This is a genomic window from Coprobacillus sp. (assembly GCF_984815275.1).
In genome coordinates, this window is sequence record NZ_CFJNYH010000024.1 from 1 (window position 1) to 22,980 (window position 22,980).

Below are 22,980 nucleotides of genomic sequence, written 5' to 3' on the forward strand. Positions count from 1 at the left end.
TGCATCCTTAATTTCTTCTAAATCAACTGTATCAATAATAAATTCCATTTCTCTTATCTCCTCTTATAAAGTTTGTTCAGTTCTTTCAATAATATCATCTTGTGTTGCTTTTGATAAAACGTTAAAGAATGCTGAGTATCCAGCAACACGGACAATTAAATCACGATGTTTTTCTGGATGTGCCTGAGCATCTAATAATGTTTCTCTATCAACGACATTATATTGAACATGATATCCGTGTAATCTATTAAAGAATGTTTTTATCATCATCTCTAATTTCATTTTATTTTCTTCAGTTGAAAGCATTGTTGGTGTCACCTTCTGATTGAGTAATACCCCTCCAGTAATTTCATGAGTTGGTAGTTTTGAAACAGACTTAAAGACAGCGGTTGGTCCACACTTGTCCATTGCATGAGCAGGTGAACAACCTTCAGCAAGTGGAGTATGGGCCTTACGACCATCTGGTGTTGCCATTGTGCCTAACCCTTGTCCAACATTTGCTGAAATCGAAGATGTCCCAGCATAGCGAATACCACCAATAGGTCCTCTTTGATATCTTGTATTTGGATATTTTTTCATTTCTTCTATATATGAGTTATAAGCATCAACAACCAATTGATCAACATAATCATCATCGTTTCCATATTTAGGAACATCATTGATTAACATCTTTTGAATTTTTTCATTTTCAACACCTTCAAAGTCATTTTGCAGAGCATTCCATAACTGTTCAGGTGTAATTTTCTTTTCTTCATAGACCAATTTCTTGATAGCTGCCAAACTATCTGCCATATTAGCAATTCCAATCTGTAAACCAGAAATAAAATCATAGATTGCGCCACCTTCTTTAATTGTCTTTCCTCGACCAATGCAGTCCTGTGTTAAAGCTGAACATAAGATATCTGGAATTTCTCTTTCTCCAGCAATATCGACAGCATTTTCAACAATAACAGAAACTCTTGTCAATTCTCTAATCGCTTTATCCCAAGCTGCCTGTAATTCTTCAAAAGATTTCATATCTTTAAAATGTCCACTGCCTTCAACAAATCTCTTTCCTGTTGTTAAGTCCACTCCATCATTCATCACACAAAGTAAAATTCTAGGAAAATTCAAATATGACATACCTGTACAGCGATATCCCCATTTTCCAGGTACAGCTGTTTCAACACATCCAATAGCTGAATAATTATATGCATCTTCTTCTTTAACCCCTAAATTCATAAATGAAGGAATAATAATTTCATCATTATTAAATGCTGGCATTCCTGTTCCTAGTTTCATGACTTCAACTGCTTCATCTAAGAATTCTTTTGGCATTCCATTATAGTATCTAACTGTTAAATTTGGTTGAGGGAGTCTAGTCTGGGCAACTGATTTCAAAACGAGATAGGATAACTTATTAACTGCACATTTCTTATCAGATGTTTGACCACCAATTGTTACATTTTGATACATTGGGCTTCCAGCACTACTAAAAGTATGTGCCTGAGAACGAACCTTATTAATAGTTAATGTCTTAATCCATAAATTTGTTAATAATTCTACTGCCATATCTTCAGTGATTATTCCTTGATCTAAATCATGTTGTAAATAAGGATAAACATATTGATCAAATCGTCCATAAGATAATGAATGACCATTAGACTCAATCTGTAAAATCAATTGAATAAACCATGTAGATTGAATCGCTTCATAGAATGTTTCAGCTGGTTCATAAGGGACCTTATTACAGATTCTAGAAATTTCTAACAATTCATCTTTCCTAGATCTTTCTGCCTTTTTGGCCAATTCTTTTGCCAATACACTAAACCTATGAGCATATGTTTTCACAGCTTCAATGACAGTCAGTACAGCCTTGTAAAAAACATATTTATCAATACTTTCAGGTTTGCATAAATCTAATTCAGATTTTAGTTTTTTAACTCTTTCTTCATAACCTTTTAAACCGATTTGTAAAACGGTTTGGTAATCAACAGCCAAATGAGCATCACCAGAATTTAATTTCCCTTCCATGCCTAATAAACCAGTTGACATAATATCCTTAACTTCATCAGGAAGTAAAGCATCACCTCTAGCTCTTAAATTATTATTTTCCCAAAATGGAGCAATAGAACGTAATGCTTCTTTAGTTTCCTCAGTAATATAGAAAACATCACCATCACGTTTTTCAAATTTATCTAATTCATTAATAACAAATTCTAATGTATATTCTGGGAAGATTGGTGCATCTTTATTTGAAGATGCCTGATTTCCAACAATCAATGTTTCATCCTCAATATAGATAGACATCTTTTCTAAGATATTCTTTAACATCAATGCACGTTTCATTACAGCTGGCTGATTTTGATGTTCCTTATAAGTTTCAGTAACCAATAAGGCTCTTTCAGCACAAATATAAGGCTTCTTCTCTAAAACTTTCTCTCTAAAATCATTCATTCTTGGTGTCAAGTCACCAAAATGCTCAACATTTTTCATAGTTTTCCTCCACTTTATTTCATTTGAAACTTAACATCATTTCATTTTCAAATATATAATAACAATAGTTTTATACAATGTCAATTCATATTTCATTTCTAATTATATTAACTTTCATTTGAAATATTATATTTACTATTTTATAAACATATGATAATATAAAGACAATGGAGGAGAAGAGATATGGTAAAAGGTAATATTTTTAATATTCAAAAATTTAGTATTCACGATGGTCCTGGTATTCGAACAACTGTCTTTCTAAAGGGTTGTCCTTTACAATGCCTATGGTGCTCTAACCCTGAATCACAATTAGAAAAAGTACAGATCTTATATGATGAACAAAAATGCGTACATTGTCTGAACTGTGTGAATTCTTGTCCTCAAAAAGCGATTGAAAATAAAAACAATCATATTCATATTCATTTTAATAAATGTGTTGGTTGCTTACAATGTGTTCACAACTGCTATCAGCAAGCATTATCACATGAAGGCGAGTACAAAGATGTTGATGAAGTTGTCAGAGTCTGTTTGCAAGATCAAGATTTCTATGAAGAATCAGATGGTGGTGTCACAATTTCTGGCGGTGAAGGAATGAGTCAGCCAGTGTTTGTCAAAGCCTTGATAACTGAATTAAAAAAACATAATATTCATGTTGCAATTGAAACAACTGGTTATATCCAATCTGACATATTTCAAGAACTTGCTCCCTTATTTGATTTACTTCTCTTTGATGTTAAACATTATGATAGTGAAAAACATTTTCAGGGCACTGCTGTGCATAACAAGCTGATTCTTTCTAATCTCAAATGGGCTATTGAAAATCAAATCAATGTTTTACCTCGTATCCCAGTTATCCCAGATTTTAATGATAGCTTAACTGATGCTGAAGGCATAGCCAATTTATTTTTAAATATGGGTATTCAAAAAGTTCAGTTATTACCTTTTCATCAATTTGGTGAAAGAAAATATGAAATGTTAAATCGAGATTATTTATATAAAAATAAAAAAGCCTTTCATCCAGAAGACTTAAAAGATTACCAGAAAGTCTTTTTAGAGAAAGGAATTCATTGTTATTTTTAAGACCTAATGGTCTTTTTTTTGAGAAAAACATGAGATAAAATTGAGACGCATAACCTCTTGTTTCATGATACAATAGAAGTGTTATCAGTTCCTCCCTTTGAAAGGAGGTGAACTTTATGTTAATTGAAACTATAGTTTAATTCATTGTCTCTATCACAGCAGGGTTAGTCGTTTACTTTCTTTGCAAATGGCTTGATAATAGACATGACTGATGACAAGCCTAGAAGAAAAGCCAAGGGGTATTGGATTAGACCCTTGGCTTTTCGTTTTGAACTCTATGTTTCAAAACTATAGTTTCATCAATAGTATTTTAGCATAATACTGATGACAATACAAGTATCTACTGATTTCTTTTGATTATTCTGAGTCACCTATTTTTCAGTCATAAATTCCTTTACACTGAATATTTTTGTCTTTCATTTTATAAGTCTCTTCATTTGGGGAGGAAAAAAGAACACTTTCAAATATTATTTATTTCTCATACAAAAATTTTTCAGGTAACGTCACATGAAAAGCATCTGCCAAAGACCTCAATTCATCTGTTTGAATAGTTTGTAATTTCTTTGGTGACATTGATAACATTTTCACCAATATCTCAGCTGATTTTTCTACAGTATGTGCAAGACCAAATGTGGTATCAAAATCCGAACCTGAACAGAATATTCCATGATGTGCCCAGATTGCCACATCATAATCTTTCATTAACTTACTTGTTGCAACAGCAATCTCTCTACCACCCGGTACCATCCAAGGCACAACACCTACACCTGCTGGAAATACAACTGGACATTCTGTTGCCATTTCCCATAACTCTCTTGTAAAGATTTCATCTTTGAGCGGTAAAACAAATGTTAATGCAATGACATTCGTTGAATGACAATGATAAATGACACGATGCTGATTATCAGTAACCATCTTCTTAATAGCGTGGTTCATCAAATGTGTTGGTAATTCACTGGTTGGAACTGCCTCATGAATCAGTCCCCAAACAACACGATACTTTGTTCCTGTTTTATCAATTTCAACAATGCCTATATTCGCTTCAGGATCTAACTCTACATTTCTAAAATATTTTCCAGAACCTGTGGCTAAGAAATATTCGTTCGCAAGTTCAGGAACTTCTGTTCCTATATCTTCCCAGCTACGGTGATAAGAAAACACGGATTGAACATACTTCACTTCTTCATCTTTCATACGATATGTTAAATTGCCGCCATTACGTTCATGCCATCCTTGCGCAAACCCATCACTACACATTCTGATAAATCCTTTGATAAATTCTTGTTCTAATATATTCATTCGATTATCCTCGCTTTGTTAAAACTTCTGTTTCATATTTTTTCACTTCATCATACCAAATTTCTCTTACTGGAACCTGATTGATTTCACAATAATAATCCCAAATATCATTGAATGGATAGGTTTTCAATTCTTCATTGATAACCATGATTTGTGTAAAGTCACCTTGATCTTGAGCTTCTTTTAACATTTCATAAGGCTGAAGCAAAGCATATAACATCGCTTTTTGCATATTTCTCATACCAACTGTCCACGCTGCTACTCTATTGATACTTGCATCAAAGAAATCCAAACCAACCAAAACTCTATCCATTGCATTATTTCTGACAATTTCTTTCGCAATTTCTTTTGTTTCATCATCAAATAAAACAACATGATCACTATCCCAGCGAACGGGTCTTGTCACATGCAATGCAACTTTATCATGGAATAATAACATAGCCGATAATTTATCTGAAACAACTTCTGTAGGATGATAATGACCATTATCCATCAATGGTAAAATATCTCTTGTTTTGGCATAATTCATTGTAAATTCACTTGAACCAACTGTATATGATTCCATTCCAATTCCAAAGACTTTTGATTCTAAACACACAAGAACCTTATTTTTATCATAATTGATAGAAAGTATCTCATTTAAAGATTCCATAAATCTTTTTCTTGGTGTCAAACGATCACCAGGAATATCCTTAAGACCATCAGGAATCCAAATATTCATTAAGCAAGGTGTTCCTAATTCATCAGCAAAATATTCACTAATACGAATACATGCCTGACAGTGTTCAATCCAAAACTCTCTTATCTTTTGATCAGGCGAAGAAAGTGTTAATCCTTCAGCAAGAGGGTGAGAGAAAATCGTTGGATTGAAATCCAATCCTAAATTTCTTGCCTTTGCAAATTCAACCCATTTTGCAAAGTGACGAGGTTCAATTGCATTTCTATCAACCTTTTCCCCCTCTTCAAAGATGGCATAAGATGCATGAAGATTAATACGTTTTGTTCCTGGTACTAATTTTAAAACTTCATCAATATCATTCATTAACTCCTGATAATTTCTTGCTTTCCCTGGATAATTTCCTGTTGTTTGAATCCCACCAGACAAAGCTCCTGCTCCATCAAATCCCACAACGTCATCACCTTGCCAACAATGCATAGAGACAGGAAATGTTTGTAATTGTTTTAATGCTTCATCTACATCAATACCTAATTTTTTATAAATTGTTTTGGCTTCTTCAAATCTTTGATTCATATTATTCTCCTTTATATTCTTTCATCTCAAATGATTTTTTAATCAATGCTCTCCCCTCACATAAATCATTAACAACTTTTTGCTGTATCAATTGTGCCAGAATATTTCCCAGTGCTGTCGCTTCTACAGGTCCAGCAACAACCTTTTTTCCAGTCATTTCAGCAATCATTTCATTCAATAATTGATTTTGACATCCCCCGCCAATAATATTAATAACTGGATAAGTTTGTTTAGTTATCATCTCTAATTCCTCAATGGCTTTTTTATAACCATATGCCAATGAATGATAAACACAAGAAGCGATCTGCCCAACTGTTTGAGGAGGTGTTTCATGTCTTTCTTGAAAGTATTGCTTAATTTCAAAAATCATACTCTCAGGTTTTAAGAAACGTTCATCATTGACATCAAAAATCCCAGCAAATTGATCTTGTCTTGCCAATTCCACTAACTTTGCAAAGCTATATTTCTCATCAAGATTTCTTGAAACTTCCTGAATAATCCATAGTCCCATGATATTTTTTAAAAAGCGATAACGTTGCTGATACCCCCCCTCATTGGTAAAGTTGGCATTCATTGATTCTAAAGTCACAATGGGTTGCATTGTTTCAATTCCTAATAATGACCATGTTCCTGAACTCAAAATAATACTCTTGTCTTCAATTGCTGCCATATAAGCACTACCCGTATCATGAGTACAAGGTACAATGACTTCTATATCAGCTCCAATCACTTTTCTCATATCTTTTGATAGTGAACCTAATGATGTTCCAGGCATCACAATATCTTGAAAAATCTCAACATCAGTTTGACAAAAGTCTAATAACTCTTTTGATAACTTGCTGGTTTGAATATCTAAGAGTTGTGTTGTTGACATATTGGTATACTCATTGACCTTTTTTCCAGTTAATAAATAATTGAGATAATCAGGTATCATGAGAAAATCAAGAGTTCTGGTTTTTCTTAATTCATCATCACTTGCAAGCTGATAAATCGTATTAAACTTTTGATACTGAACTCCTGTTTTCATATATAACTCTTCTATTTTATCTGGTTTGATAAAGCTATCCACTCTGTTATCTCTATAAGCATAAACATCATCAATACGATGTCCTAACTCATCTAACAACACATAATCTACTGCCCATGTATCAATTCCTAGTGTTGTTGGTATCTTATTGTGTTTGACACATTCTTTAATCCCTGCGACAACTTCTCCAAATAAATAATCTATATTCCAATAGTAATGACCATTTTTCAATTCAACATGATTTTCAAATCGATAGATTTCTTCTAGATATATTTGATTGTTTTGCAAAGAACACAACATATGTCTACCACTTGATGCTCCAATATCTATTGCGAGATAATATCTCATCTTCCCACCTCTTTTCTACAATCTCATCATACAAAAAAACAACCCAGTTTCAAATGTCCTGAGTTGTTTAATATATTGTCCTATTTTGCATTTATCAACTTATAATACAGTGCTTTTGCTGATTTAAACATTTTTATTAATAGTGATACGAAATGGTGCAATAGGAATTTCATTAATACCATATAAATTAGTTATTGGGTAATTTTTATAGGCATATAACAGTTGCGTACAATCTTGATCTATACCGAATATTAAAGTACCATCTTTTAATTCTGGATAAATAGGTTTTCTTACAAGATGATTTTCAATTTCAAATTCCTGTATATTCTCTCCCTTATAATAGAGATTTTGATTATACTTTATATATAATTTTGAATCAATGTATTCTATTGAAATAATTGTAGGAGCATCACCCTGAATAGAATAATTATAATAGTGTAAAAGAACAGATTTTCCTAGTCTTTGACCTATCACTTCTTTATGAATAGGATGGATATTAAATTCTTCTCCACAATCTATTGAAACAATTAAATGTACATCTTTGACTTTTTCACTTACTAATGCTTGTTTTTCTCTTAATATTGGCCACTTATCATATTTCTCATCATTATAATTAGGTAACTGTACACAGAAGAATGGTAAATGATTATTCCTTAAATCACTTCTCCATTTATGAATAAGTAAAGTTAATAAAATATCATAATATTCTGCATATTTAACATCTTCTTCTCCTTGATACCACAATACTGATGCAAATGAATATGTTTTGATAACTGAAAACATTGTTTCATACAATCCACCTGGCCTTCCAAAATCTTTCTTACCCTTTGGACCTGGCCAAGGAGTGTGGCCTACTGCTTTTTTTATTTCACTCATACTGTGGTCTGGATGGTTATTTTTATATGATTGAACTTTTTGCATGTATAACTGTAGACTTTGTTTGAATTCATCTATTTTTCTATTTTCATCTTCATCACTTTGATCTTGAATATCCTGAAAATATTGATCTATATAAAGCTCTTTTAAATAGATGTTTTTTTCTAATTCTTTGTTTGGTATCCAGCAAGACGCAGAAGTACCACCTTTATTACATTCAACTATTCCAATTGGAATATCTGTATATTGTCTTATTGTTCTTACAAAATGATATGCGACTGCTGAAAGATTTCCTGATGTTGTTGGGTTTGCTTCCTTCCAATGAGGTTTTTCAAAACGAGGATATGATTGTCCTTTTTCTCTATACTCTACTCTTGGCACTTGAAAGAAATATATATTATTTAGCTCTTGAGAATGAATATACTCATCTCCTAAATAAGAATCTTTTAAACGATACTCCATGTTTGATTGTCCTGCTGCCAGAAAAACATCACCAACATAAATATGTTCCCAAATAATTTGGCATTCATGACTCTCAATTAATAATTGATATGGTCCCCCTTCTTTTAAATGATCCAAACATATTTCCCATGTATTATTCTTACTCTGAGATCTATACCTTGTTCCTTGAAAATATATAGATACATCCTCATTATCTAAACATTGTCCAGTTATATAATTATGTGTATTTCTTTGTAAAACCATGTTATCTGAATAAACTATATCTACTATCATTTTACCTATCACTCTTTTCTATATAACGAAGATATTATAAATCTAGCACTTCTCCATTAGATTCAATGACTTTTTTAAACCAATGAAAACTCTTTTTCTTGTAACGCTTCATATCCTTAAAATCTGTTTCACCACGATCAACATATATAAAACCATAACGTTTTTTCATTTCACCTTGTGAACTCAAAATATCTATAGGTCCCCAAGTTAAAAAACCAAAACAGTCTACTCCATCAATCTCAATTGCTTTTTTCATTTCTACTAAATGATTCTTAAAATAATCAATCCGATAGTCATCGTCAACACTCATATTGTCATTAAGTTTTTCATCAACACCAATTCCACATTCTAAAATAATAATTGGTTTTTTATAACGACGATATATATCGTTTAATGCTATTCTAAAACCTATTTCATCAATTGTCCAAGACCATTCACTTTGCTTAAGATATGGATTTTTCTCCATATTATTTGACATCATAGATGTTAATAATTTCATTAATTCTTCTGGATTAGTGTCTTCTGATGTGCTTTCATTAACTAGACGAGAACAATAATAACTAAAACCAATGAATTCTGCTGGATTATCTTTAATTAATGTAAGTTCCTCTTCTGTCATTTTAGGCATGATATCATATCTTTCCCATGTCTTAAGTGTTTCATTTGAGTAATGTCCTTCAACAATAACATCTAAAGTAGATAATATAAACATTTCCTGAATACGTTTTGCCTTATGAATTGTAACTGGGTTACAATCATTTGGGTAAAATGGTGAATAACAAACCATTCCTCCAACTTGTGCATTAGGATTAACTCTTTTTACATAATATCTAAGAAATGCTCCTGCCACATGAGCATTATGTACTGATTGTGTTGATCTTTGATCACGTCCTTTCATATCATTACTAGCTAAATCAGTTGTTGGAAACATAAATGAAGAAAACATAATTGCATTTTGTTCATTAATAGGGAACCAATATTTAACTTTTTTTCCTAATCTATCAACCACAGCAGTTGTTAATCTTTTAAATGACTCAATAAATTCTTTAGACCACCAACCACCATATTTTTCAACCAATTCAAGAGGGACATCAAAATGATGCATACAAATAATTGGTTCTATTCCTTTTAATAACATTTCATCAACAATATTTTCATAGAAATCTAAACCTTGTTGATTTACCTCTTCTCCTCCCGTTGGTAAAATTCTTGACCACGAAATAGAAAAGCGATAAGTATTAAATCCCATTTCAGCAAATAAATTAATATCTTCTTTGTAACGATGATAAAAATCAATCGCCATTTTCCAGTCTGAGAAACCAGGCTTAATTTTTCTGACATCATAATTTGAAGGTCCCTTTCCATCTATATTCCATGCACCTTCTGTTTGCATACTTGAAACAGATCCACCCCATAGAAAATTATCCTTTAACATTTGATTTCCTCCTTATTTTGATATCCAAATTTAATTCCTAAAACAAAAGTCACAATACATGAAATTGCAATCGCAATAATCATATTAATAAGATTCATTGAATCAGAACCAATAAATCCTGGTAATCCCAAAAATCCTACTGTACCAGCCACTGCAAAACAATAAACTTTCATTAATCCTGCATAAATGCCACCACAAAAGCATCCAATCATTGAACAGTATAAAAGTTTTTTATTTTTTAATGAGAAACCAAATAATGCTGGTTCTGAAATACCTGCAACAAACGAAGTAATTGTACATGTTAATGCTTCAGATTTCACATCCTTATCTTTTGTTTTTGCAGCAACTACCAAAGTCACAACACCTTGATTGATTGTATATAACATACTAGCGATGACAGTGATTGGTTCATAACCAACGGTTGCTAACATTGTAAATAAAATAGGTAATAATGCTGTATGCATTCCTGTCATACATAGGAAAACATAAACACCACACACAACACCTACTGCTAAAAATCCAGTCGTATCATAAAGCCATGTAATTCCTGTACTTAAATATGACCCTAAAACTGATCCCATTGGTGCAAGAACACACAATGTTAATGGCAACATAATTAAAAGTGTAAACAATGGAACAACCAATGATTTTAACATTTGAGGAGTAAACTTTGTTATATATTTTTCTACATAAGATAAAACAAATGTTGCGAGAATCATTGGAAATATAGTACTTGCATATGATGCTGCATGAATTGGAATGTTATAGATAGATAATGCAGTTCCTTTACTTATTGCTTCGATGAATTGTGGATGTATTAACGTTGCTCCAAGTAGCATCCCATACCCCATATTTGCACCAAACTTTTTAGCGCCAGTCGCCCCTAAAAATACTGGTAAGAAATAAAAGGCTGCATCTCCTGTAAAGGATAAAACCATATATGTTGAACTCTCTACACTGATTAATTTGAATTGTAATAATATAAGCAGTACTGCCTTTATTAATCCTCCACCTATTATTAAAGGAAGAAGAGGTGTTACACATCCTGATATACTATCAAATATTAAACTAATACTTAGCTTTTTCTTTGGCACATCAGCATCTTCCTTAATAATCTCTTTAACCTCAAATCCAGCTTTCTGACAGATGACCTTGTATACATCACCAACATGTTGACCAATGATAATTTGAAATTGATCTCCTTGCCATTGACTACCAACAACTCCTTTTATATTTTTTAATTTTTCGTTATCAATTAAACCTTTATCTTTGACATTAAAACGTAAACGTGTAAGACAATGAATAAAGAAAGTCATATTTTCTTTTCCACCCATAACCTCAATAATTTCATCAGCTAAAGCTTCATAATTTTTCTTAGCCATACTTCTCTCTCCTTTATATTTTGTAAATCTATATAAACACAATACATGCGCGCTAATGCATTGTGAATGAACAAAATAAAAACCCAAACAAAAAAGTAATCATTTCTTACTTTTGTGGTTAGGTCAAGCCCCATTGGTAACAATCCTCACGAGCACAAAGTCTATTTATATGTAACATTAAATATAATATTTCTTCATCATTAAACGTATAGTTAAATTTCTTGAAAATATAATCATCAATTTGTTTTGCACACTCATACACGCTTGGAAAAGAAGAGGTTAATGTTTGAAACATCTCTTGATTATCAGACATTATATATTGTCCTTCACTTCCTCTTTTTAATAAGTACTGAATATGTGATACAAACCTTGAATAGTTAAAACTTTTTCTTTCTACAGTAATTGAAAAGAAACTTTCAATAATGTGAGTTATACTTTCAATAGCATCATTATTTCCTTCATTTTTTTGATAACTACTCACTATTGCTTTTGCATTAATCAGATGTAAAGCAATTCCAATAATCTCTTCTTTAGGTAATTGAATGCTCATCACTTTTTTAATTTCTTTTAACGCATACTCTCCAACTGCAAATTCATGAGGATATAAGTGTTGAATATCATAATAAACAGGTACATCTATAACCATCTTTTCTTCACATCTTTTTATAGCAAAGTTAATATGATCTGCTAAAGTAAAGATAATATTTGAATTTGTTAACTTTTCAATATTTTGTTGAGCATAATTCACTATTTTAACAGATAGCTCAAAGACTTTATCTGGAATAAGATTTATCATTTGAACAAAATCTGGATTGACATCATAGAATGTTCTTTCGACTTTAGATATATCTATCTCATATGGCGGTTTAATAAAACCTATACCTTTTCCAAAAGCAACAACTTCTTGATTGTTACTATCTAAACAAATAGATGTATTATTGTTAATGTTTTTAATGACTTTCATAATGATAACTCACCTCAACTTTCTTATTTCAATATTGTTAATAGTTCATCCTTATATGTAATCTTTTTCTTATCTTGAACAATAGAAACATTAAAAGACAAGCAATTTGTTACAATCATTGGTGTTGTCAAATCTATATTTTTTGATTCCATAAACACTCTATCTACTTTAAGTATAGGATCACCTACTTTAACCTTCTGATTCTCCTTAACAAGAACCTCAAACCCCTTACCATTTAAATTAACTGTATCTAAACCTACATGAATAATAATCTCTGCACCTATTGTAGATGTAATTCCAATCGCATGTTTGGTGACTGCAATCATACTTATAATTCCATCACATGGTGAACAAAGCAAATCATCTTCTAAAATAATTCCTACTCCATCACCCAATAATTTATCAGCAAACATTGCATCATTGACTTCACTTATTGGAATGACTTTACCAATAGCTGGAGAGTAGATTGTTTCTTCATTTTTATTTTTTCTTTTTATATTAAACATATTTTCACCTCTTAATTAATTAAAAAACTCTCTGAGCACCTAAAACACAAATCGTGTTTAAGGAAAAGCCTCAGAGAGTAACAAACCTTATTGACAATATTATTGTATATCTATCACTAGTATATGTCAATATAAATTTAAAACTATATCATTGATTAATCTAAATCTTCACCGTTACTTGCAATCACTTTCTTATACCAATCAAATGATTTTTTCTTATAACGTTTATTTGTTCCGTTTCCTTGATCATCTCTATCTACGTAAATAAATCCATAACGTTTACTCATTTCACCAGTTGATGCTGATACAAGATCAATACATCCCCATGTTGTATAACCCCAAAGTTCAACACCATCAATTTCAATCGCATCACTCATAGCTTGAATATGCTGTCTTAAATAATCAATACGATAATCATCTTCAACAGTATTGTCAATAAGTTCATCTTTGGCACCTAAGCCATTTTCTACAATAAATAAAGGCTTTTGATAACGGTCATAAATACTATTTAAAGTAATTCTTAAACCTAATGGATCAATTTGCCAACCCCATTCACTGGCTTTTAAATATGGGTTCTTTAAAGTCGCAAAAACATTGCCTTCTGTTTGTTTATTCATATCAGGATCAGCACTTGTACAACGAGAAGAATAATAACTAAATGAGATAAAATCAACAGTATTATCTTTTAACAACTCTTGATCACCATCTTCCATTATAGGCATTGTCCCTTCTCTTTCCATTTGTTTCAGTGCATAACGGGGATAATATCCTCTTGCTTGAACATCAATAAAGAAATATCCTTCCCTATCAATTTGAATTGACTTCCATACATCATCAGGATTGCATGTATATGGATATGTATTACCAGCTGCTAACATACACCCCACTTTATTATCAGGATCAATTTCATGAGCAATCTTGGTTGCTAAAGCACTAGCGACTAATTCGTGATGAATCGCTTGGTACTTATCTTTTAATGCTGTTTCTTTATCTTCAATAAGTAACCCTGCACCCATAAATGGTAAATGTAAAATCATATTAATTTCATTAAATGTTAACCAATATTTGACTAATCCTTTATATCTTGTAAAGATTGTACGACATAATCTTTCATAGAACTCAATCAATTTTCTATTTTTCCAGCCACCATATTCTTTAATCAAATGGATTGGACAATCAAAATGAGTAATTGTCACTAATGGTTCAATCCCATATTTATGACATTCTTTAAACACATCTTCATAGAATTTCAAACCTTCTTCATTAGGTTCTAATTCATCTCCATTTGGAAAGATGCGAGACCAAGCTAATGACATTCTATAAGTCTTAAATCCCATTTCTCCAAATAATTGAATATCTTCTTTATAATGCGTATAAAAATCTATACCTTCTTTTGCTGGATAAAATTCTCCTTCATGAAAATCTAAACTATGATCTAGTCCTAACATCACTGGAAATCTGTTTTTGCCATGTGGTGTAATATCCACATTCGCTAGGCCTCTTCCACCTTTATCAAAACCACCTTCACATTGGTTAGCGGCAGTTGCACCACCCCATAAAAAATCTTTTGGAAATCCCATTAATCTTCCTCCTTCTTATATAGTTCAATACTTCCAATAATACCTAAAGGTTCTAATGCTAAATGTCTAGAGAATGTATCTCTTTGATTTCTTGATAAATTATTTGTTGCAATCAATTCAATATGATTCATCCCTAAATTCAAACAAGTTGACAAATCATATTCATATGGTGGTGTGATTAATGTTTCTACACTTTCACCATTAACAATCAATTCAACAATTTCATAAGCTTCTCTTAATACCAAAATCATATCTTTATCCTGACAATCAATATCAAATGCATATTTAATATTGCCTGAGAATCTTGGATAATCATATCCAAGATAATGATCTAAAGACATATCTATTGGTTGACTATAATCTTTTTGATTATATTCTCTGAATGAAACTTTCACTTTATCAATATTCTTTAATTGAGTAGAACTCTTTGTATATATTTTATCATAACATTGCCCATTCACCAATACAAGAGATTGATATGGATGCAAAGTTAATGTAAATTCAAAACCACCATCCACTTTATTTCCGTTTAAACTGTATGATTTGTTTTGATAAGCATCATATATCATATAATTAGCATCATGCAGAGTCACTGTTGAATGAATAGAATCTGTTATGTTTTCATTATAAAACATATAAATAATTCCATCAGCTTGTTGATAAGAATAGACAACTAAGTCTTTTTCAAAAGAAGATGTTTTCACAACTGAATAATCTTTTAATTCTTCTGATAAACAAGAGAGAGAAATCATTTCTCCTGAACTCATATTTTCTGGGTAGTCATTAATAAAAATGACTTTTATACTTTGTGATAATTCCTTTAATTTTTCTATTAATAATTGAGGTAATCTTTGTGCATAAGGGATAACCAATACATCATAATGATATCCATTAATACAGTACTGATGATTTGAAATTGTTGTATCATTTAAATAATCTTCACTTATAATATCACATGAAATTTGACGTTGTTGTAACTCTTTTAAGACTTTTTCGATAGGCATATAATCGCCAGACCATTCAGCAAAGGCATGGTAAAGAACGCCAACACTTGCTTTATGATATCCTCCACTGAAGAGATGACATAACCTATCAGCATATAAAGACCATTTATGGAAGTATGGATATTGTGGATTGTTTCCATGTGCATAGAAATGGGGAGGACAGTCCCAGTCTGGGAAGTCTGCTGGATCAAATGCATGAGGAACAATAACATTCACTCCATGACTCAGCATATGATCAGTTATCCATTTCATCATCTTTAATCCTTCTACCCAGCCATAAGCACCAAAAGCTTCACACATCAGTTTTCCTTGTTTACTTGGATCTAATTTTGCGAGTGAAGCACCAAGTTTAACCAAAGCGTAGTGATAAAATTCACCATTGCTACCCCCTGTGCTAAAAGCATCATGTTGATAATCCATACCAGGGATGACTTGACCACCAATAATATCAATACCAGCCATACTCTGACCAGCCATTGCTCTAAAGAAGTGTCCAGCTCCATATCCTAACCTTGCATGAGCACCATTATCTTCAATTGTATGACCAACATAATCAACGTGATGCTGAGAACACCAATCTCCAATATATTGAGAGAAATTTTCACTATATAATTGGCTGACTATATTCATATAATTAAATCTTATTTGACTTGCTTTTGTACTCTTTGATGTGAATAAAAAGATTAAATCTGTATCTTGATAACCTTTGATATTTTGTAGTTTTTGATAAACTTCATCATTCCAAGGTAATGACATCTTTTCTCTACCAATAGAAGCAGTTGTCCCTTTGATATTTCCAAACCTTGGTTCATCAGAGAAGAATCCAATAATTGTTTTACCAAATTGATCTTTATAATGAGTATAATGTTTTTCATAAACTTCATTGATTAAGATTTGTGTTGCTTCTTTATTCATTGGGTCTAAATAATCTTGAGTGGCTTCTTCTCCACATATTGTTGTATAGAACACAAATAAACTATAATGTTTATTTTCTAAATTGAGATGTAAGATATGATCTTTAAATCCCTCACTCACATCAATTGCTGTGTCTTCTTTTAATCCCTCTTGTAATAACATATCTTTTTCTACAAGAATAGCTTTAAAAAACTGATCATGCTGATGTCTTTTATCTTTCATAGCTTCTCGCATATCACAAAATAGACTTAAGTTCATCTCTGCATAAGGATTGGGTCCAACAAGATCAAAGCGATAATAATCAAGATATGTTTTCTTTAAATGATTTGGTACTTTTCCATTGGCATATCCTGTTGGAAACTTCGCATCATCTAATATCCATATTTTCATATCATTTTTCTTAGCTTCTTGAATAAGAAAGTCCATTGTATTCCACCAACCCTCTTCTAAGAATTCAGGATGTGGCCTTGATTCAATACATATATTATAAATACCCTGTTCTCGCATTTGATCTATATATTCTTTTAATTTCTCATTTGATTGTCCTTTTTGCCAAAAGAACGGATAAAGATAATGTTCATTTTTATTTTCTAAATTCTCTATTACTCTTTTCATAAGATCACCTCTACTTAGAAAAGGAAATGTATTATACATTTCCTTCAGTTTGTTCTTCTTGACATGCTTGTTTATCTAGTATTTTAAAGAATGGAAAATACACAAGTGTTGATACAATTGTTGCACAAATTTGGAATGTAGCCATTTGCCATCCTCCACAAATAAATCCACTGAGAATTAATGGCGTTCCTGACGGTGCTCCAATACCAGATACGACTGGCAATATTCCTGCAGTTGTTAAGAAATATGCAATTAAGATAAAGACAACTGGTAAGAACACAAATGGTACAAATAATAATGTATTTAACATACATGGCATACCAAAGACAACAGGTTCATTAATATTGACTATTGAAGGAATCGTTGCCACTTTCCCAAAAGTTTTATATCTCTTACTTTTTGCAAAGAGAAGTATACAAATAACTAAACCAATTGTTGCTCCTGCACCACCTGGTGAAGAAACAGCATTAATCCATTGATATGTAATAATATTAGGGGCAACTTGTCCTGCAGAAGTTGCGGCTAAGTTGGCTGCATCTGCTGCCATCCAAATGGGCATAATTGCACTGACAACTGCAATTCCATGAATTCCTAAGAACCAACATAAACCAGATAAAGTATAAATCAAACAACCAGTCCATACACTATTTCCAATCCCATTTAATGGTTGACCAATTAATGTATAAACAACATTATGAACATCTCCATAAGATGTTTGTGCTGCAAGAAATGAAAGTGTCGAAAAGACTGCTCCCACAACAAGACCTGGAATAATTCCTGTAAATGATTTAGAAACAAATTCAGGTACGCCTTCAGGCATCTTAATAATTAGGCCTTTATCAGATAACTTGATAAAAATAAGTGATGTTATAATGGCTACAAACATAGAGACAAAGATTCCCTTTGCTCCTAACCAGCTTAATGGTAAGTTCGTCACTGCTGCATAACCTTCACCAGTTGTCACCATTGGTGTCACAATAAAGAAACCTAATAGTGATAACAATCCAGCAACAAGTGGATCATGTTTTGTCTGTGCTGTATAAGCATAAGCAATTGTGAACGCAGTATACAAAGCCAACATATTTGTTGTGACGTTTACCAATGTATTAAAAACATTGTTTAATCCACAACTTGTAATAAATGACTGATAAGCATCGATTGGTAAGTTTAATAGGATTGAGCCTGCAGCCCCTACCATAAGAGCAGCCATCGTTGACATAATACCTTTTGATATGGCTTGAATCACTTTGTTGTTATTTAAGTAATTCGCCATAGGTGAAAGAATTTTTTCTAATTTTTCCATAATTTCAATCTCCCTTAATAATTTTTGTTTGTCGACACATTTATCTTATCAAAGAAAACACTTACAAAATATATCGCTTTTTGTCTATAAGATTATCCTATTTTGCAAAAGAAGAATATTTTTCTCTATAAACATGTGGTGTCATTTGAAACTCATTTTTAAATATCTTATAAAAATAAGTCATATTCTCATACCCTACTTCTAGCATAATATCAGTCACAGGTAGATGCGTTGACTTTAATAAATGAACTGCGTTTTTTAATCGTTCATTTTGAACCAATTGCTTAAATGTTTGACCTGTTTGTTTCTTTATGATTTTACAAACTTTATAATCTGGTAAATGTAACTGGCCTGATAATACAGCCAAAGACCCTTCTTGATAAGAGCATGCTATATACTTTAAAATTGTACTACTGATTAATTTCTCATAACTATTAGCCTGATAGGTTTCAATATATTCTGGATGTTTCATCAATTCCGTTAACAATAAACCGACTAACAACTTTTGCTCTAAGGAATTATTGATTTGTGGTTCATAAATTGTTATCTGTTGCTCATTAATGATATGCGTCATACTGCCACCATACACATACATTAGCTCAATATAATTATGTTTATGCATAGGATATTCAATAAATCGTGTATGTTTCCTCACACCCAACTGCTGATGTTCCTCTAATAATTTATAACAATCTATAATATGGCTATCAGCTGAAAGATAAATACTTCGATCTACTGTATTTCTGCCATTTAAATTATCAATCTCTTCATCTGTGAAATAAACAAGTTTTTCTAAAATATCTTGTTTCAACATCATTTATCCTCCTCATATCATATCCATACTTTTATTTTATCATCTATAAAATTCAATAAATATATCATATTTTTTCATAAACACTAACCAAACTTTAGATAATATGATATTATGTCAATAGAGGTGATAACTATGACTTATAATCAATTAGACAATCTATTAAGACAATATACAGATTCTGAAAAACGTCATCTTTCTGGTTTGTTTTCTGACTATATGAATACCCCATATACAATCAATAAAAAACAATCTCAAGTTTATCAATTCACTTTTTCTAATTTATTATTGAACGACTCTATTATGATAACCAAAAATCAAAGGTTTACACCTGTTCCTAATCATATCCATGATTATATAGAGATTAATTATATGTATTCAGGAGAATGCAAAGAATGGATTGACGAAAAAAGTCATATTATTCATCAAGGACAAATGACTCTGATTGATACAAAAACACCACATTCTATTGAAAATACTGGAGAGAATGATATTCTCATTAATTTTATGATTAAGAAAGAATATCTCAGTCATTCATTTTTATCACGATTAAATCATCAAAATCTTATCACATCTTTTTTTATAAATGCACTTCATGAAGAAGAAACAACATTAAATTATATGATTTTTAATACTGAAAACAATGAACGTTTACAACTGTTTATACATGAACTTTTAAGAGAATACTATTTCCCTTCTCTTAATGCAAAAGAAATGATTAATAGTTTATTTCTTCTCATTATCTTAGAAATGATGAATTCACTTCATACAAATGTTAATTATGAATCTATTAATCAATCAAATTCAATTATTATCAATGCTTTACAATATATCGAAAATCATTATTTAGAATGTACCCTTGAATCAACTGCTAAACATGTTGGAATGAGTGCATGTTACTTAACAACACTCTTAAAGAAACATCTACATGCTTCATACAAAGAATTAATTATTCAATTAAAAATGGAGCATGCAGTACAGAAACTTCTAAATACAGATGAATCTATTGATAATATTGCTTGCCAATCTGGATATCAGAATTTAACATTCTTTTATAAAAAATTCAAAGAAATTTATCACTGTTCTCCTAAAGAATACAGACAAAGAAATCGCTTGTCATTATAAAAAAACAACCAATATAATTGCCTCCATAAAGTGAAATGAAAACTCTAAAACATAGAGACAGTTTTGTAATGGTTGTTTTTTATAATTGTGAGTCTAGTAAATCATGAAAATTTTGAATAGGAATCGGTCGAGAATATACAAATCCTTGAATCAGGTCACATTCCGTATGCTCAAGAAAATTGACTTGTTCATGTGTTTCAATTCCTTCAGCAACAGTAGATATATTTAATGCCTTAGCCATATCAATAATATTTTTCACTATAATTTTTTCTTTTTCATAACTCATATCTTTTGTTGCAAAAAATGACTTATCTAATTTAATTGTATCTACTTCTAAATTTTTTAACATGCTCAAACTTGAATATCCACTTCCAAAATCATCCATACTACACATAAATCCAGCTTGATGAATTGATTTTATAATGTTAATAAACATCTCAATATTTTCAAAGACAATAGACTCTGTAAGTTCTAATTCTAAATATTTGAAAGGAATATTATATTTATTGCGAATTTTTATATACTCGTTTAAAAAATGAGGATGCGAAAAATGCATTCTAGACATATTAATAGAAACTGGAACGACAGCCTGATGCGCATCTAATCTTTTTCTAATCATTTGACAGACAGTTTGAAATACAAAAAGATCAACATGTGTAATAAATCCATTATTTTCAAAAACAGGAATAAATTCAGCAGGTGGTAGAAATCCTCTCGTTGGGTGATTCCATCTCACAAGTGCCTCTGCTCCTGATAATTGATGCTTTTTAACAGAGTATTTAGGTTGAAAATAGACTTCAAATTCACCATTTTGTAATGCAAGATAGGCACGATTTTCGATATCTTTTTCATTAAGCATCTGAATACGAATTGTATTATCATAATAATGATAGACACACAAATCATTGTCTTGAGGTGAAACTAATTTTCTAGCTGCATGAGCACGGTCTTTTATTTGGGTAATTGGAATATCAGTTTCATCAATTAAATAAATACCTGTTGTAAAAGAAAAACGGAATTTGTAGTCACTGTTTGATTCATAATCATTAATATCTTCAAAACATCGATTTAGACGATATTCAAGTTTTTGTTGATTATCATATAACATCAAGATAGCAAAATTATCAGAAAACATACGTGCCACATATTCATTATCTAACAGATGATTGCGAATTTCACTATATACATATTTTAAAGTTTGATTTCCTAAATCAAATCCACCAATTTCATTAATAACCTTAAATTTTTGCACATTCAACCATATCATGACATATTCATATGGCTGTGCTTTTTCTATAGTTTCTCTAGCGACAATATCAAATTTTCTCTGATTAAATCCCTTTGTAACATCATCTAAATAAGCCAATTCATTTAAATATTGATTATATTTTTCTAAGAGTTCTTTTTGAACAACAATTTCAGTAATATCAGAATAAATTAACAAATAAATTGGGTCATCCTCTATCCAATCAACACATTGGGCACTGATATTAAAATAACTTCTTTCTCCCTCTGGATTTTTATAAGAAATTGTTAACTTGGTATTTTCTCCATTTCGTAAACATGGATACATCTTTTTAATTTCTTCTAGACCATTCTCTGGAGTCATATCTGTTAAGTGAAAATAATTAACATTGATTCCATGAAAATAATCTAAATAATTTTTATTACTATCTAAGTATTGAAAACCATCTTTGGTAATTCTATATTTAGAAATAAGTCCTGGAAAATGATTTTCAGTCACATCTTTTTCAATTCTTGTTTGCATCAAACTCGTAATATCCATCATAACAGAATATGAGATTTGATAGCCATTAACATACTCATTAGTAAAAGTACCGACTAATCGAATCCATAATTTACGTCCATCTTTGTGTCTCATTCTACAAATAGTCATATAACGTTTTTCACCATTTTGAATTGCTTTAAGAACATGTTGATTCAAATGATTCCATTCATCTAAATCCTGCTTAAAAAATAAATCAGGACGATTATGAAAACAGTCTTCATATTCTTTTTGTTCATATCCAAACATTTCATAATAACGCTGATTGGCAGCAACCAAAGTAAAGTGTTCATCCAATAAATGCTTACTTACACTCGCATCTATTGATTCCATTAAATATTTGTATTCCAAGTCTTTAGACAACTCGGCAATTCCATCTTCCATTATGGCACCTCTTCTCCTTTTTATATTATATCACTCCTATATCTTGAAAAAAATAATTAAATATTAATTTTATAGCAA

16 protein-coding genes are annotated in these 22,980 nt (G+C 31.1%); 2 read left to right on the plus strand and 14 right to left on the minus strand.

Annotated elements, in window-relative coordinates; all coding sequences use genetic code 11:
• Positions 1-63: 63 nt before the first annotated feature.
• The gene (locus tag AC5M21_RS09645; protein ID WP_117598690.1) at positions 64-2,475 is read right to left on the minus strand and encodes a glycyl radical protein; all 2,412 of its coding nucleotides are present in this window, start codon (positions 2,473-2,475) and stop codon (positions 64-66) included.
• A 183-nt stretch (positions 2,476-2,658) separates the two neighbouring features.
• On the opposite strand from AC5M21_RS09645, the gene AC5M21_RS09650 reads away from it, so the two are divergent.
• A complete protein-coding gene (locus AC5M21_RS09650) occupies positions 2,659-3,555 on the plus strand; it encodes a glycyl-radical enzyme activating protein (protein WP_117598691.1) in 897 nt (298 codons plus the stop codon).
• Positions 3,556-4,026: 471 nt separating this feature from the next.
• Here AC5M21_RS09650 and rhaD read toward each other — a convergent pair whose 3' ends face one another.
• From rhaD to AC5M21_RS09710, 12 genes are all read right to left on the minus strand, one after another.
• Positions 4,027-4,854, minus strand: a complete 828-nt coding sequence (gene rhaD, locus AC5M21_RS09655) for a rhamnulose-1-phosphate aldolase (protein WP_054325235.1) — start codon at positions 4,852-4,854, stop codon at positions 4,027-4,029.
• 4 nt (positions 4,855-4,858) lie between these two features.
• Positions 4,859-6,106, minus strand: coding sequence for an L-rhamnose isomerase (locus tag AC5M21_RS09660; RefSeq protein ID WP_117598692.1), 1,248 nt, complete (start codon positions 6,104-6,106; stop codon positions 4,859-4,861).
• A gap of 1 nt (position 6,107) precedes the next feature.
• Positions 6,108-7,481, minus strand: coding sequence for a rhamnulokinase (locus AC5M21_RS09665; RefSeq protein ID WP_117598693.1), 1,374 nt, complete (start codon positions 7,479-7,481; stop codon positions 6,108-6,110).
• 123 nt (positions 7,482-7,604) lie between these two features.
• Entirely contained in the window at positions 7,605-9,092 is a 1,488-nt protein-coding gene (locus AC5M21_RS09670) for a sialate O-acetylesterase (protein ID WP_117598694.1), read from the minus strand.
• 34 nt (positions 9,093-9,126) lie between these two features.
• The gene (locus AC5M21_RS09675; protein WP_054688416.1) at positions 9,127-10,527 is read right to left on the minus strand and encodes a glycoside hydrolase family 1 protein; all 1,401 of its coding nucleotides are present in this window, start codon (positions 10,525-10,527) and stop codon (positions 9,127-9,129) included.
• A complete protein-coding gene (locus AC5M21_RS09680; RefSeq protein WP_117598695.1) occupies positions 10,521-11,909 on the minus strand; it encodes a PTS transporter subunit EIIC in 1,389 nt (462 codons plus the stop codon). Before AC5M21_RS09680 ends, AC5M21_RS09675 begins: the two co-directional genes overlap by 7 nt.
• A gap of 118 nt (positions 11,910-12,027) precedes the next feature.
• Entirely contained in the window at positions 12,028-12,873 is an 846-nt protein-coding gene (locus AC5M21_RS09685; protein ID WP_302280699.1) for a PRD domain-containing protein, read from the minus strand.
• Positions 12,874-12,896: 23 nt separating this feature from the next.
• Complete coding sequence (locus tag AC5M21_RS09690) at positions 12,897-13,379, minus strand: PTS sugar transporter subunit IIA (protein WP_054325236.1); 483 nt, start codon at positions 13,377-13,379, stop codon at positions 12,897-12,899.
• 155 nt (positions 13,380-13,534) lie between these two features.
• The gene (locus AC5M21_RS09695) at positions 13,535-14,959 is read right to left on the minus strand and encodes a 6-phospho-beta-glucosidase (protein ID WP_117598696.1); all 1,425 of its coding nucleotides are present in this window, start codon (positions 14,957-14,959) and stop codon (positions 13,535-13,537) included.
• Positions 14,959-17,493, minus strand: a complete 2,535-nt coding sequence (locus AC5M21_RS09700) for a hypothetical protein (RefSeq protein ID WP_302280700.1) — start codon at positions 17,491-17,493, stop codon at positions 14,959-14,961. Before AC5M21_RS09700 ends, AC5M21_RS09695 begins: the two co-directional genes overlap by 1 nt.
• Before the next feature lie 31 nt (positions 17,494-17,524).
• Complete coding sequence (locus tag AC5M21_RS09705; protein ID WP_054325237.1) at positions 17,525-18,796, minus strand: PTS sugar transporter subunit IIC; 1,272 nt, start codon at positions 18,794-18,796, stop codon at positions 17,525-17,527.
• A gap of 97 nt (positions 18,797-18,893) precedes the next feature.
• Positions 18,894-19,610 (minus strand): AraC family transcriptional regulator, encoded by a 717-nt coding sequence (locus AC5M21_RS09710; RefSeq protein ID WP_493531486.1) that lies wholly within the window; start codon positions 19,608-19,610, stop codon positions 18,894-18,896.
• 132 nt (positions 19,611-19,742) lie between these two features.
• On the opposite strand from AC5M21_RS09710, the gene AC5M21_RS09715 reads away from it, so the two are divergent.
• A complete protein-coding gene (locus tag AC5M21_RS09715) occupies positions 19,743-20,732 on the plus strand; it encodes an AraC family transcriptional regulator (RefSeq protein WP_117598699.1) in 990 nt (329 codons plus the stop codon).
• 79 nt (positions 20,733-20,811) lie between these two features.
• On the opposite strand, the gene AC5M21_RS09720 is transcribed toward AC5M21_RS09715, so the two are convergent.
• Positions 20,812-22,902 (minus strand): bifunctional diguanylate cyclase/phosphodiesterase, encoded by a 2,091-nt coding sequence (locus AC5M21_RS09720; RefSeq protein ID WP_117598700.1) that lies wholly within the window; start codon positions 22,900-22,902, stop codon positions 20,812-20,814.
• Positions 22,903-22,980 lie beyond the last annotated feature (78 nt).

Bases quoted from the DNA above. Each gene is read 5' to 3' on its own strand.
- AC5M21_RS09645 (WP_117598690.1), bottom strand. From the start codon at position 2,475: ATGAAAAATGTTGAGCATTTTGGTGACTTGACACCAAGAATGAATGAT.
- AC5M21_RS09650 (WP_117598691.1), top strand. From the start codon at position 2,659: ATGGTAAAAGGTAATATTTTTAATATTCAAAAATTTAGTATTCACGAT.
- rhaD (WP_054325235.1), bottom strand. From the start codon at position 4,854: ATGAATATATTAGAACAAGAATTTATCAAAGGATTTATCAGAATGTGT.
- AC5M21_RS09660 (WP_117598692.1), bottom strand. From the start codon at position 6,106: ATGAATCAAAGATTTGAAGAAGCCAAAACAATTTATAAAAAATTAGGT.
- AC5M21_RS09665 (WP_117598693.1), bottom strand. From the start codon at position 7,481: ATGAGATATTATCTCGCAATAGATATTGGAGCATCAAGTGGTAGACAT.
- AC5M21_RS09670 (WP_117598694.1), bottom strand. From the start codon at position 9,092: ATGATAGTAGATATAGTTTATTCAGATAACATGGTTTTACAAAGAAAT.
- AC5M21_RS09675 (WP_054688416.1), bottom strand. From the start codon at position 10,527: ATGTTAAAGGATAATTTTCTATGGGGTGGATCTGTTTCAAGTATGCAA.
- AC5M21_RS09680 (WP_117598695.1), bottom strand. From the start codon at position 11,909: ATGGCTAAGAAAAATTATGAAGCTTTAGCTGATGAAATTATTGAGGTT.
- AC5M21_RS09685 (WP_302280699.1), bottom strand. From the start codon at position 12,873: ATGAAAGTCATTAAAAACATTAACAATAATACATCTATTTGTTTAGAT.
- AC5M21_RS09690 (WP_054325236.1), bottom strand. From the start codon at position 13,379: ATGTTTAATATAAAAAGAAAAAATAAAAATGAAGAAACAATCTACTCT.
- AC5M21_RS09695 (WP_117598696.1), bottom strand. From the start codon at position 14,959: ATGGGATTTCCAAAAGATTTTTTATGGGGTGGTGCAACTGCCGCTAAC.
- AC5M21_RS09700 (WP_302280700.1), bottom strand. From the start codon at position 17,493: ATGAAAAGAGTAATAGAGAATTTAGAAAATAAAAATGAACATTATCTT.
- AC5M21_RS09705 (WP_054325237.1), bottom strand. From the start codon at position 18,796: ATGGAAAAATTAGAAAAAATTCTTTCACCTATGGCGAATTACTTAAAT.
- AC5M21_RS09710 (WP_493531486.1), bottom strand. From the start codon at position 19,610: ATGTTGAAACAAGATATTTTAGAAAAACTTGTTTATTTCACAGATGAA.
- AC5M21_RS09715 (WP_117598699.1), top strand. From the start codon at position 19,743: ATGACTTATAATCAATTAGACAATCTATTAAGACAATATACAGATTCT.
- AC5M21_RS09720 (WP_117598700.1), bottom strand. From the start codon at position 22,902: ATGGAAGATGGAATTGCCGAGTTGTCTAAAGACTTGGAATACAAATAT.